The organism is Lysinibacillus sp. NPDC093688 (assembly GCF_050280145.1).
In the GTDB taxonomy this organism is placed as follows: Bacteria; Bacillota; Bacilli; order Bacillales_A; family Planococcaceae; genus Lysinibacillus; species Lysinibacillus xylanilyticus_B.
On the sequence record NZ_JBNNUX010000023.1, the window covers coordinates 24,845 to 37,644 of the forward strand.

General features: G+C 35.8%; 12 protein-coding genes and 1 pseudogene. 5 read left to right on the forward strand and 8 right to left on the reverse strand.

The features are described from left to right. Nucleotides 1-69: 69 nt before the first annotated feature. Entirely contained in the window at nucleotides 70-555 is a 486-nt protein-coding gene (locus ACQKN2_RS17080) for a DinB family protein (protein WP_427416004.1), read from the forward strand. A 121-nt stretch (nucleotides 556-676) separates the two neighbouring features. On the opposite strand, the gene ACQKN2_RS17085 is transcribed toward ACQKN2_RS17080, so the two are convergent. After that, nucleotides 677-1,429 carry a DUF4184 family protein gene (locus tag ACQKN2_RS17085; RefSeq protein WP_427416005.1) on the reverse strand — a complete coding sequence of 251 codons (753 nt, stop codon included), beginning with the start codon at nucleotides 1,427-1,429 and terminating at the stop codon, nucleotides 677-679. Between the two features lie 193 nt (nucleotides 1,430-1,622). On the opposite strand from ACQKN2_RS17085, the gene ACQKN2_RS17090 reads away from it, so the two are divergent. Both ACQKN2_RS17090 and ACQKN2_RS17095 read left to right on the forward strand, forming a co-directional pair. Continuing rightward, complete coding sequence (locus tag ACQKN2_RS17090; protein ID WP_427416006.1) at nucleotides 1,623-2,381, forward strand: ABC transporter ATP-binding protein; 759 nt, start codon at nucleotides 1,623-1,625, stop codon at nucleotides 2,379-2,381. A 3-nt stretch (nucleotides 2,382-2,384) separates the two neighbouring features. Continuing rightward, complete coding sequence (locus ACQKN2_RS17095; RefSeq protein ID WP_427416007.1) at nucleotides 2,385-4,769, forward strand: FtsX-like permease family protein; 2,385 nt, start codon at nucleotides 2,385-2,387, stop codon at nucleotides 4,767-4,769. A 165-nt stretch (nucleotides 4,770-4,934) separates the two neighbouring features. Here ACQKN2_RS17095 and ACQKN2_RS17100 read toward each other — a convergent pair whose 3' ends face one another. Beyond that, entirely contained in the window at nucleotides 4,935-5,390 is a 456-nt protein-coding gene (locus tag ACQKN2_RS17100; protein ID WP_427416008.1) for a DUF523 domain-containing protein, read from the reverse strand. Nucleotides 5,391-5,594: 204 nt separating this feature from the next. Here ACQKN2_RS17100 and ACQKN2_RS17105 point away from each other — a divergent pair, with 204 nt between their 5' ends. Next, nucleotides 5,595-5,654 (forward strand): IS3 family transposase, encoded by a 60-nt coding sequence (locus ACQKN2_RS17105; protein ID WP_427416050.1) that lies wholly within the window; start codon nucleotides 5,595-5,597, stop codon nucleotides 5,652-5,654. A gap of 48 nt (nucleotides 5,655-5,702) precedes the next feature. Here the strand turns inward: ACQKN2_RS17105 and ACQKN2_RS17110 are convergent, their stop codons facing one another. From ACQKN2_RS17110 to ACQKN2_RS17130, 5 genes are all read right to left on the reverse strand, one after another. Further along, a complete protein-coding gene (locus tag ACQKN2_RS17110) occupies nucleotides 5,703-6,851 on the reverse strand; it encodes a copper amine oxidase N-terminal domain-containing protein (protein ID WP_427416009.1) in 1,149 nt (382 codons plus the stop codon). Between the two features lie 486 nt (nucleotides 6,852-7,337). Beyond that, on the reverse strand, nucleotides 7,338-8,543 hold the full coding sequence (locus ACQKN2_RS17115; RefSeq protein ID WP_427416010.1) for a dihydrolipoamide acetyltransferase family protein: 1,206 nt from the start codon (nucleotides 8,541-8,543) through the stop codon (nucleotides 7,338-7,340). A 12-nt stretch (nucleotides 8,544-8,555) separates the two neighbouring features. Further along, nucleotides 8,556-9,533, reverse strand: coding sequence for an alpha-ketoacid dehydrogenase subunit beta (locus tag ACQKN2_RS17120; protein WP_427416011.1), 978 nt, complete (start codon nucleotides 9,531-9,533; stop codon nucleotides 8,556-8,558). Beyond that, nucleotides 9,533-10,630, reverse strand: a complete 1,098-nt coding sequence (gene pdhA, locus ACQKN2_RS17125; RefSeq protein WP_427416012.1) for a pyruvate dehydrogenase (acetyl-transferring) E1 component subunit alpha — start codon at nucleotides 10,628-10,630, stop codon at nucleotides 9,533-9,535. The genes ACQKN2_RS17120 and pdhA overlap by 1 nt, the downstream gene beginning before the upstream one ends. Before the next feature lie 105 nt (nucleotides 10,631-10,735). Continuing rightward, nucleotides 10,736-11,326 (reverse strand): TetR/AcrR family transcriptional regulator, encoded by a 591-nt coding sequence (locus ACQKN2_RS17130; protein WP_427416013.1) that lies wholly within the window; start codon nucleotides 11,324-11,326, stop codon nucleotides 10,736-10,738. Nucleotides 11,327-11,969: 643 nt separating this feature from the next. Between ACQKN2_RS17130 and ACQKN2_RS17135 the strand changes: the two genes are divergently transcribed. After that, nucleotides 11,970-12,455: an NUDIX hydrolase gene (locus ACQKN2_RS17135; protein ID WP_427416014.1), complete on the forward strand. Its 486-nt coding sequence runs from the start codon at nucleotides 11,970-11,972 to the stop codon at nucleotides 12,453-12,455. A gap of 50 nt (nucleotides 12,456-12,505) precedes the next feature. Here the strand turns inward: ACQKN2_RS17135 and ACQKN2_RS17140 are convergent. Further along, nucleotides 12,506-12,727, reverse strand: a pseudogene (locus ACQKN2_RS17140) (DUF6886 family protein); the annotation flags it as partial. Nucleotides 12,728-12,800: the final 73 nt, after the last annotated feature.

A 12,800-nucleotide genomic window follows, 5' to 3' on the forward strand; every position in this document is an offset into this window, starting at 1 on the left:
ATTAAAGGATAATTTCAAAAAATTAAGAATATAAGGAATGGAAGGCAGAAAAAATTGGAGCGTGAAGACATGATTCATGAAATAAAGGAATATGTAAAATATTTAGATGGAGTTCATAAACGTACGATGCAATATGTGAAGGCAATACCTGAAGAACTTTTAGATTGGAAACCTTCTGAAGATAAATTTTCTATAGGTGATTTATTGCGACATATTGCATCAGCTCGTTTGATGTTTCTTGGTATATTTGAACATGGTTCTTGGACGTACGGTGGACATGATACTAGTAAGGGGTCTTCTCTTGAGGATATTTCAAATTATTTAGAGTCATGTCAAATTAAATTAACAGAGGGTCTATTGAAACTTGGCAACGATATGTTGTCAAAAAAGGTTTTAACCCTACATGGTCATGAAGTTAGTGCTTGGAGAATACTTATGTCCATTCCCGAACATGAAATCCATCATCGTGGACAAATCTCTTCATATTTACAAATGAACGAGATTGAACCGCCTCAAATTTTCGGATTAAAAATTGAGCAAGTTACAACATTATAATTTTATGAAAGAGCTTTGGACATCCTCTCATATCCAAAGCTTATTTTTGTCTTTATATTATAGAGAGAAACTTTAATCAGTTATGGTTTTCTTCATCGAGGCAGTTCAACAAAGGGCCTTTTTATTTCGATAATCTGAATTGTTTTTGATGATATGTTATGACTAAAGAAATGGTTAGTAAACTTCCAAAAAATGAATCTATGATACGTACAACCATTATTCCATAGCTGCTAATCGATACCCTATCGATCATGCACCAAAGACATACATATAGTAACGTTAAAATAAATATTAAAGCCCAAAAATAGAGTTTCTTTTTAGCGCCAATTTTCGGAGTATCTTTATTCTTATTTTGTGATGCTCTGTAATACATATAGCCGATAATTAGCGAAATCCCCAAAAGTGTACTGCCGTGTTGCAAAAATTTATAAATGGGTATTTGATAGCCATACACATTAAAAGTATGCGTAAGAATTGGAAAATTCACTACCATAAATCCATGTTTATGTGTAAAAGAATCCCATACTACATGAGTTAACATTCCAAATAACGCTGAGTAACAAAAAACGACTGTCTTCCATTTTTTACTTCCTTCCACTTTGTAGCTAGATGTATCCTGTAGAAAGTTCGGTAAATGGTGGACTACATTCAAACGAATAATTTGATGATAAATAAAGTAAATCATTACTACTAAAGGGAGATTGAATAGAAAAAAACCCGTGAAGGTATGCCCTATTTCCCCTATTGGTTGGCCCCGTAAAAAATATTCAAAGTCAGGAGCCATACTACCTAAAACCATTGCGGAAAAATCAATATTTTTACTTTTTCTGGAGAAAGGTAATACTGCCGCCGGATGGGCAAATGTTAATGGCATAATAATCACCCTCCTCTTTAACAACATCTTTATTACAACGTTTTTCATATCTTAAGGTTCTTAGAATGAAAGAGCTACCTGAATTTATCAACAAATTTTTCTGTTGTAATAATTTATTAATAATTTAATAAGGACCTTATAATATTTCCCCCTTACACTAATAGAAATAAATTCAAATGAAGGAGGTATTCTCGTGGAAAAAGAGGTACTTATTCGGGCCCAAAATCTATGTAAGACATATTCCACAGGAAGTGAGCAATTTCATGCAATAAAAAATATTAATATCGAAATATATAAAGGAGATTTTACTGTCATTATGGGGAATTCCGGTTCGGGTAAATCGACATTGCTTTATCTTTTAAGTGGTCTTGATTCTATTACGGCTGGAGAAGTTTATTTTCATGGAGATAGGCTGGATACATTTACTGAACAGCAGTTAGCTACATTTCGCTCTAAAAAAATTGGTTATGTCTATCAAAGTAGTAATCTCGTTCCGGATATGACATTGCTAGAAAATATCACCCTCCCAGGGCATATTGCAAAATATCCTAGAAAAGATGTGATACAAAAAGCGGAGATGCTATTGAATAAAATGGGACTCGAAGAGCAACGAAATCGTTTACCTTCGCAAACCTCTGGTGGGCAGCAACAAAGAGCTGCTATTGCTAGAGCATTAGTAAATGACCCAGAGATTCTGTTTGCAGATGAACCAACGGGTAGTTTAAATTACGATCAAGGTGTAGCTGTCTTAGACATTTTAACGAATTTGAACAAAAAGGGTCAGTCGGTAGTAATGATTACACATGATATAAAAGCAGCCTGTCGTGCTAATCGGCTTATTATCATTCAGGATGGAAAAATTGGAGGCATTTTAAACTTCGATCAATACGATGATACTAGTATTCAAGAGCGTGAACATATTATCTTTTCTTATGTTGCGGGAAAGGAGTAAAAAATGTACGCAATTATTACACTTTGCTTTGCACATATCAAAAAAAGAAAAATCCAAAATGTACTATTAGCAATCCTAATTATGCTATCTACCCTTTTATTAGCTACCTCTGTAACGATTATTATGAATACAAACAATATATTTGAAAAAACACATCATGATTCCAATGGGGCTCATCAAATTTTAACGATGGGCAAAGATATTCATAACCCTATCACTGTAAACAATTGGTGGCAAGAGCAACAAGGAGTTACTGCCTCGAATATTATTCCTTATAGAAAGTTATCTCGCCCCAAAGCGAATGGTGTAGAAACGCCAAATCTTTACCCGTATATGATGAACACACCAAAAACGCCCTTTGTTATTGATCAATTACTATTTTCAGAGGGTGAAAATCAGGACTATCCTACGGAGGGAACGATTTGGATTCCCACATCGATGGCTACTACTTCGAATATTTCACTTGGAGATGCTATTGAATTTAACACCGGGGAAAAAGCTTTTACATTAAGCGTTTCTGGTATAGTTGTAGATTTGCCATATGGTGGACCCTTTACAAATAATGCTCGTATTTGGATGAACGAGTCTGACTACCATAAACAATTTGATACGTTGATAGGGTCTGAACAATATATGATGGCTCTTCGCTTTGATGATTATCAACAGAGTGCAAACTATTGGATGGAATTCGAAAAGTTTCTAAAAGGTCCATACCTTGAATCAAAGATGGAATACGAGCAGATCGCTTCGTTCTATTTAATTATTAATAAAATAATCGGCTTCCTCATGATAGCTTTTGGTGTAGCAATGTTATTCATTTCATTATTTATAATTGGCTTTAGTATTTCAGATGCCATTTTAACCAACTACAAAACGATTGGTGTCATTAAATCTCTCGGACTTACTTCTCGAAAAATTAGTGCGACCTATGTCTTACAATTTCTTTTATTGTCCGTGGTCTCGATTATTCCTGGCCTTATTGCCAGTACAATCCTTTCCAGAGTGATAATAGAAAGCTCTTTATCTTATTTAAAGGTCGGAAAGCATTTAACGATTATTCAAGATTTTAGAATCACCACGCTACTTGCAGGAATGATACTTGTCATTGTTATCCTTACTGCGTTCATTTACTCAAACAAAGCGCGCCACGTCGAACCAGTACAGGCAATTAAATACGGTATGTCAGAATTTGCAAACAGCAAGTTGAATCGGCGTTTAAACAACTCTAATCGACTTTCTAATTTAATTCAATTACCTATCCAACTTCAAATTGGCATTAAAAACATCACCAAAAATATGAAAAGTTCCATTCTTATTATTGTTCTAACAGCCATTACTTCTGCTATTTTAGTGTTTAGTGCAGTCATTCTTAATAGCTTTATTTCCATCAAACAAAACACATCAGCAATGGGCTACGATTCTTCACATGTTGTAGTAACGGTTAATAATGAGGCAACATTTTCAAAACAACAGTTTGAACAATTTTTACGCTCAGATGAACGCATTAAAAATCACGCTTGGCTAGATCAATTTACAGGGGTACTCCCTAATGAACCAAATCAACCGCTAAATATTAATGTCGATACTCTTGAAGGTAGTTTTGAAGATGCTGGATACGAGACAATTTCTGGCCGAAATCCTGTATATAAAAATGAAATAGCCATTGGCATTAATGTCGCGAAGGCTTTACACAAAAATTTAGGGGATATTGTAGGAGTATATATCGAAGGCAAGCAGCATCATTTGATTGTTACTGGTATTTATCAATCCATAGCAAATATGTCATATTCAGCGAGAATTACCGCTGATGTTATCAAAGTTTATAATGCTACCTATTCTGCTTCAAAACAAAGTATGATCAATTTGGTAGATGAAACATTATCAGCTCAAATCGTTGATGATTTAAACAATAACTTTAACAGTTCTGTCTCAGCTGACACACAACAAACATTATTAGATGATGTCTTTAAAGTAGTGGTCGCTGTTTTTATACTCCCATTATCTGTTATCGGAATTTTATTTATCGCTGTTACATTCATCATTATTTTTAGTGTTTCTAGAATAAACGTAAGAAAAGAAAGCGGAACTTACGGAATTTTTAAATCTATTGGTATGACCTCAAATACTATTCGATGGTTGATTACATCAGGAATTCTGTTTCTTTCAGCACTAGGGACTATATTCGGGATTTTTATCGGAGTTAAAGTAATACCAGTAGCTTTACAAAGTATTATTTTAGAATATGGCTTACTGGAGTTACCCCTTGTGATAAATTGGCCAATAACCATCGGATTATCTCTCTTAAGTGTTGTGGCAGCCTGTCTTGGTTGCTGGGTATCTACGAAAATCATCGCCAAAACCTCACCGAGAATTTTGCTTGTTGACTAAAAAATGCCCCCATCTGCCTAGGTAGTGGGGGCATTCATTTTCATATAAGGATTGTCATTAATCAAGTTAGTCTTTTAATTTAATCAATTTCTTATAGATTAACACCTTTGATTCTAAAAAAGCCGCTGATTAAAGAAGCGACAAACAATACAAATGATTAAATTATTAGATATCTGTGAAAAAATCTTCTTCAGAAAAGACCGCAATATTGTTTCTTCTAAGCAGGGAGGTTGTTACGCCCATGCCAACTAATTTTGTACCATTGAAATCCCCATTGTAAATCATTGCACTACCACATGATGGACTATATTCTTTTAAAATAACTTTAGTCGCACCTAGTTCGAGTGCTTTATGTAATGTTGCATATGCGCCCTTTACATAGAGCTCCGTTACATCATTGCCGGATTTTTCAACCACTCTCGCTTTTCCATCAAGAACGTCTTCACCATCTCCACCAACAATTTCAGCGGGCTCACGAGGCGTCGAAAAACCTCCCATAAGTTCAGGGCATACAGTCACCGCCTTATTTTCTAACACAAGCTTTTGAATTCTTTCATCTAAACTATCTGTTCCGTTATATCGTACCTTTAATCCCGCTAAGCAAGAACTTATTAAAATCATATGCGCACCTCATTTTTTCGTAATATTGTATAAGTAAAACTTTAGCTCATTAAAAGAGTCTGTCAACAGCTATTACATAACTTGCTTACTTGACCTACTCTATTCTCTTTCTAATGAACAACCGATGCAGGTCAGTTAGCCGTTATCGTCATGGATGCGATGATTTTAGGCTAACATCCTATGTGAACTCCTTTCCGATTCCACATCGATTACTATAATAACAAACGGATTAAGCAAAAATTGACTGGCTTAAGTCCCGTATAAATCCCGAACTCAAAACAGCCAATTCTCTACATCATCAAAACTCAAACTTTAAGGGTTTACTACCTCATGATTATGACCCTCTAAGTCTATCCTGTAATTCCCAAAAGTTTCTTTTCTTTCATCTGAGCTTAAATTTCCAAATCTATTATAACCAAAAATGTAGATGCCGTTATCATCTATTTTCCAGTTATATGGATTAGCTAAAGTATCAAAACCATAGTAAAATCCAGGCTTGCCTAAATAATCAGAAACCCACTGCCCATTTTTAAGTGTTGCATACTTTAAATTACTCGTTTCATGAGCATTTACTACACCACGCTCATACCTTGTTAGGAAATATACATTATTCTGATAAGTTTTCACAGCCTTAATCGGTGCTTTTTCAATGGCTACTCTAGAAATGTCTTGTCCATCCACATAATATAAAATAAATTCTCCCGTAGTGGCATAAGCGTAGTCCATATAAAAATTGCCTCTATCTGTTTTAAACCATAAATCCCCTAACTTAACCACATTTTTATCCTCTACAAACTCCTGATAAACAAAAGGTTTGAAATAAGAAAAATCATTGCTATAGAATAATTGACCTTTTTCTTTAATCACTGCCATAAAACGATCACTATAGACGACTGATTTTCCTTGATATAGCAATTCACAGAGGCGTACTAGATTAAGATTTTCAAGCGCTGTAGCATTTACATCCCTTATAATAATCAAACTATAAGGTTGTATGTTTTCATTCTTTAAATATACTACTTTTTTATCAAAAGCCTCACCAATATATCTTAAAGGGATATAGGTTGAATTATGATAAAGGTTTGCAGCAACGTCCATTTGAATATGTTTCCCATTAACAGCAAGAGCCTTGTCCCCTATTTTCAAGGCTATTGATTTACCTGAATGCTTAATAGTTATGGTATTACTTTTAGCGTTAAAATCTACTTTCGCACCAAAGCCTTCAGAAATAAAGCGAAGTGGCACTAAAGTTCTTCCATCTTTTACAATTGGTTGTACAGCGGAAACCATGTTACCATCTATAAATGCTTTTGAGCTTTGAGGTGACATAATGATACTGTTTTTAAGATCATTTTCTGTAATATCAAAATACTGTTTACTAAGATTTGCTGCTTGAGCAGTTTGACTAAAAGGCAAGATCAATGAAAAAGTTAATAATATTATGATGATTTTTATCCTCATTCTTTTCTCCTCTCCTAAACGATGATTTGCTTATTTTAGAGATGCATATACGTCAGCATTACCAATATAAGATTTATCTACATTATATACCTTTTCCATCAGGAATTTCCACGACCGATAACCATTCCTCAGTAGTTACTTTACTTTCCGTTGTAAAAGAAACCTATGTATTCGAGCTGTTTTTATATTCCTGAAAAAAACAATACAATAAATATTTTTTGGGAGATGATTATTTGAAACAAGCCTATATTCATGCGTTACTACTACCCCATTAGCACAAACATTTACTGTCTAGATAATACAAAAACTCGTAAACGCGACAGTGCGTTTACGAGGCATAAATTATTTTCTTGGGTGTGTAAATCTCATTTTGCACATCGACCAGTTAAATAGGCCGCAGCTTGACTAATTGGAACCTGTGAAATTGCCACTATTTTTTCTGTTGTGCTTGCTAATCCTTTGGTAAGCATCTCTATCATTTTTGAATTATAGTAAAAAACGTGCAGGTTCCTCTAAATAGCCTGCTACACTACGCATAAATGCATTTACTGGCTCGCCATCAATAACACGATGATCAAATGTGCAAGACAGTGTCATTGTATGGCCAATTTGTATTGTATCTTCTACTACGATTGGCTCTTTCACAATTTTATGAGTGCCCAAGATTGCTACTTCAGGATAATTAGTAATCGGCGTCGCAAATGTCGCCCCGTCCTTTCCTGTACTAGAAATCGTAAAAGTACTACCTGTTAAATCTTCTACCGTTGCTTTTTTAGAAAGAGCCTTTGCCATTAAGCTTTCTAGCTCCTCTGCAATTTCAAAAATACTTTTTTTATTTGCATGCTTTATCACTGGCACAAGTAGACCGTCTGAAGTAGCAACTGCAACGCCAATATGAATATAAGGTAAAATCACAAGTGCTTTTTGATCTTCATCTACCTTGGCATTAAACTGCTCATGTTCCTGTAAAGCTGTAGCAACTGCCTTGATAAAAAAAGGTAAGTAAGTTATTTTTTTATCCTTCATTTCCGGCAGCTGTTGAATACTTTTTCTAAAATCCACTAATTTCGTTACATTAATTTTTTCCATTCCGGTACATAATACTGCTTTAGAAACGGCTTTTTGCATATTTTCAAAGATTGCTTTGCGCAAGCCACGAATAGGGATGATTTTATTTTCATTAACTTCATCTTCACTACGTTTTGACTTGTTTTGCACTAGTGCTATCGGGGACGATGATTGTTTAGCATGTCTATCTAAATCACATCGCAACACCCGTCCGTTTGGTCCACTGCCCTGTATTTCTTCAATGTTAATGTCCATAGTGCGCGCTGCTTTTCTAACTGAAGGGGCTGCCTTCACTCTTCCTAATACTGAAAATTCAATCTTCTCTTTCGGGATACTCTCCTCTTTTTTCTCTCCAAGTGGCTGTGTTTGCTGGGGTAGTGACGAATCTGAGGTTTTACTAAATTGACAAAGCAGACTACCTACCGTAATGGTATTTCCCTGCTCGCCTCCAAGCTTCTCAATCACCCCTGTAATTGGAGCTGTAATTTCTACAACGGCTTTATCGGTTTGAACCTCAACTAACGGCTCATTAATCGCTACTTTTTGCCCTTGCTTTACAAACCAGCCAACAATTTCTGCTTCATGTAAACCTTCCCCTATATCAGGGAGTAAAAAATCATACATTACTATTCCTCCCTATTCTTTCATGACATTTTGTACTGCACTTACAACGCGCGCTACGGTTGGCATCCATTCTGCCTCAATGCTCGATACTGGGAACGGTGTATCATAACCTGTGACACGTAAAATCGGTGCGTGCATAGCATACATACAGTTTTCTGCAATAACTGCTGCGATTTCCGCCCCTACACCGCCTGTTTTTGCCGCTTCATGAACAACGACTAGTCTGCCAGTTTTATCTACCGACTGAATGATGGTTTCATAGTCAATAGGTGCGATTGTTCGTAAATCAATGATTTCCACAGACACACCCTGCCCTTGTAATTGCGCTACTGCCTGTTTAACGGTTACGACACTTGGACCATATGTAACGATAGTCACATGCTCCCCTTCTTGAACAATCGACGCCTTACCAATAGGCACTTCATAATATTCTTCTTGTACTTCCTCTTTTATCGTACGGTATAGCTTCAACGGCTCTAAGAACAATACTGGGTCTGGATCTTTAATCGCCGCTGCGAGTAACCCTTTAGCATCGGAAGGCGTACTTGGCATGACTACCTTTAAACCTGGTGAATGTAAAAACAATGCTTCTAAACTATCTGAATGTAATTCAGGTGCATGAATCCCTCCTCCGTACGGTGCTCTAACAACTAGTGGCACGGTAACTGTACCTTCCGTTCGAGAGCGAAGGCGTGCGGCCTGTCCTACCATTTGATCCATCGCCTCATAAATAAACCCTAAAAACTGTATCTCTGCTATTGGTTTAAGTCCTCTAGTGGCTAAACCTACTGCAGCTCCGATAATTGCAGACTCAGCAATCGGTGTATCAACTACACGCCTTTCTCCAAAACGTTCCATGAGCCCATCCGTCACACGGAAAACTCCACCATTTTTTCCGATATCCTCACCGAGACAGAGGATTGTTTCATCATTTTCCATTGCTTGGGTTAAGCATGTATTGATTGCCTGTACTATTGTCATCTCCATCATTACACCTCTCCTCTTTGTTGCAATTGTCTTACTAAGTTTTGAGGCATTGTTTCATACGTTGCTCTAAGTACTTTTGGAATCGTTGTCTTTTCGATTGTAAGTGCCTTTTCATAGGCTTTTAAAACGATTTCTTCGCAGTCATTTAACAGCTCCTCCTCTTGCCTCTCATCCCATAGCCCAGTAGTAATAATAAATTTTTTCATTCTTTCTATAGGGTCATTTGTCAGCCATTGCTCAACTTCAGCTTGGTCTCTATATTTCGTCGGATCGTCTGCAGTTGTATGCGGTCCTTGGCGGAATGTAACAGCTTCAATCAGCACAGGCTCTCCATTTTTAGCTTTTTCTATAGCAAGCTTCGTTGCCTCATAAACTGCTAATACGTCATTGCCGTCTACTCTAATTCCTGTAATTCCATAAGCCAACGCCTTCTGTGCGATTGAGTGGCTAGCGGTTTGTTTATGAATTGGATTACTAATTGCCCATTGATTGTTTTGAATAAAGAAAACCACTGGTAATTTATATACACCTGCAAAATTTAATGCTTCATGGAAATCGCCCTCAGAGGTACCTCCATCACCCATATAAGCAACCGAAACACTATCTTCCCCTTTATATTTACTAGCCCATGCCCCACCTACCGCATGTAAAAATTGCGCTCCAATAACGATTTGAATAGGAAAAATAGATAAATCAGTTAAATGCTGCCCAGCCATCTTACCCATTGTGTAACAAAAGAACTTATCGATAGGCATCCCGTGAACAAATGAAGCCGCAATATCTCGGTAACTAGGATAAATCCAATCATTCGAATTCAATGCGTAAGCGCTTCCAACCTGTGCCGCTTCTTGCCCTCTAATTGGCGGATATGTTTTTATTTTACCTTGGCGTTGAAATTTCAATGCAATCCCATCAAAGATTCTTCCTTGTACCATATGTTTATACATTTCGATACATTGCTCATCAGTGGCAGTTCTTTTAAAGAAAGTTTCCGAAAGCGAACAATCTTCCTTCAAAACTGACGCGGTGTCAATTTTTAAACATGATTGATTTAACCACATTTCAACTCCGCCCTCTAAACATGACTGATTTAACCACATTTCAATTCCTCCCTTTATAACGTTATTTTAATTATAAATAAGAAATAGACGCCGCGTCATTAGCTAATTTTGTTATTATTTAGCATTTCTTCGCTTTAAACAGAATTATTTAAACAAGCCAAATGTATACATCGTTGCCACATCACGCGCAATTTCCTCAATTGGAATGTCTGTTTTGTCCAAAATAATTTTCCATAAATACCGCTCTGCAATGTAATACAACGAACTCGCAATAACCTCCGCATGATAATTTTCATTGCGGATCAGCCCCAGCTGTCGAACAATTTCTACGTTGGCAGACACCCTTCTAATAAATTGATCCGTGATTGATTCCCATTTATCCCCAATTAACGGTGACACACCTTTTGCTTCATGTATCAATCTAAATATTTCCTTATTTTCAACTGCCAAGGATAAATAATTATATATATTTTTAAACGTAAAATTAAAAGCCTCTTGCTTATTTTTCGGCGTATAATTTAGTTCTACAATTTTATAGAATGGGCTCATGACATCTTCCACTAAAGTTGCCAAAACTTCCTCTTTCCCTAAGTTAAAATGAGAATAAATCGTCCCGTAACCTAGCCCTGCTTCCTTGGCAATTAACTTAATCGTCGTATCCTTATATCCATTTGCTAAAAAAACATTTTTGGCCGCTACTAATATTTGTGCTCTTGTTCGCTCACGCTTATCCACCTAATATCCTCCTCCCAAACTTCTTTTAACTAAACATAATAAATAATTTCTTTTATAGTCAACTTTTAGCTAGTGTTCATCCAAAGCCATCTATTTTACTATCCTTTCAACATAAAAAAACCGGTGAGGTAATTGCTTACCTGAATTATTTCTGACTTATTGAGATTATCTCGTATTTTTGGCATATTACTAGTTTAATCAAATATCGCTGATGTACTACTCATCTTTTGCCCCCATACTGGATTAGCTAATCGAGCTTTTTTAGTTCCTTTATATATGATCAACCATAAGATTTAAAAAAACTCATCAATAGTTAAATTCAACTCTCTATTTTTCATAAAACTAAATCTATCATTTGAATTCTAAATTAGCACAATTCTACATCTTCCAATAATGAAAAAATGGCTGGATTAAATAATACTCCAAGGCGAATACCACCATTCTTTCCACTCTATTTCCTCATTTCTTCATAAATATAATTTTTTAGCAATAACGATAAATCAAAAGTAATTTTATTAGTAGCGCAACCGTTATCTGGTTTGTGCTACTATTTTTTTATCTACAGTTTTTTTGGATAAGTAGCAATGGCAATTACGTTCAAATGCTTGAAGTTTTTATTTTCACATTAAAAGGAGGAAAAAGCTTGGTTGAATTTACAATTTGTTTTCTTAAGAAGGGTGACCAAATATTATTGCTAAATAGAGACTTCCCAGAATGGATGGGAGCTTGGAATGGTGTAGGTGGAAAGATAGAGAAAAATGAAACGCCACTAGTTGGTGCCTTACGAGAAATTAAGGAAGAAACGGGTATCGCACTGCTGGATATTACATTCAAAGGAAAAATAACGTGGACTGATGGAACGACCGACTATGGCTGTATGTATGCTTTTATTGCTGAATTACCAGAGTCCTATCATTATATGACACCGATTAAAGTTGCAGAAGGCATTTTAGATTGGAAAGATCTATCATGGATTTTCCATCCTAAAAATGTAGGAATAGCGGATTTAAAATATTACTTACCAAAAATGCTGGATGAAACCATAAACTATGAATACATATTTACATATGAAGATAATAAATTGATTGATATTACGAGTACCCCATTAGTACAAACATTTACTGTCTAAATATATCAAGCCTCGTAAACAGGACAGTAGCGTTTACGAGGCTTGGCTAATTATTTTCTTGGTTGCGCAAATCGCATTCTGCACATCGACCAATTCAATGTTGTTTTCTGAATATCATCATAGATGTTCCACAGGCTATCAACTACCCGTATTTCAACATTATGTTTAAACATTTCCTCAAATAAATTTTTCACTTCAAATTTAGCAATAGGATATTGTTTTGTTTCACTCGTATAATAACCAGCATTTTTATCTTGTAGCGTAAATCCATTAGTTTTGAGTTCTTCATCGTCTCAAACCAATTGCTTTCAATTACGACAACATGTGAACATGATTCTGATGCTA

Excerpts from the sequence above, each read along its gene's own strand:
- ACQKN2_RS17110 (WP_427416009.1), bottom strand. The coding sequence starts at position 6,851 with ATGAGGATAAAAATCATCATAATATTATTAACTTTTTCATTGATCTTG.
- pdhA (WP_427416012.1), bottom strand. The coding sequence starts at position 10,630 with ATGTGGTTAAATCAGTCATGTTTAGAGGGCGGAGTTGAAATGTGGTTA.
- ACQKN2_RS17095 (WP_427416007.1), top strand. The coding sequence starts at position 2,385 with ATGTACGCAATTATTACACTTTGCTTTGCACATATCAAAAAAAGAAAA.
- ACQKN2_RS17100 (WP_427416008.1), bottom strand. The coding sequence starts at position 5,390 with ATGATTTTAATAAGTTCTTGCTTAGCGGGATTAAAGGTACGATATAAC.
- ACQKN2_RS17120 (WP_427416011.1), bottom strand. The coding sequence starts at position 9,533 with ATGATGGAGATGACAATAGTACAGGCAATCAATACATGCTTAACCCAA.
- ACQKN2_RS17115 (WP_427416010.1), bottom strand. The coding sequence starts at position 8,543 with ATGTATGATTTTTTACTCCCTGATATAGGGGAAGGTTTACATGAAGCA.
- ACQKN2_RS17080 (WP_427416004.1), top strand. The coding sequence starts at position 70 with ATGATTCATGAAATAAAGGAATATGTAAAATATTTAGATGGAGTTCAT.
- ACQKN2_RS17085 (WP_427416005.1), bottom strand. The coding sequence starts at position 1,429 with ATGCCATTAACATTTGCCCATCCGGCGGCAGTATTACCTTTCTCCAGA.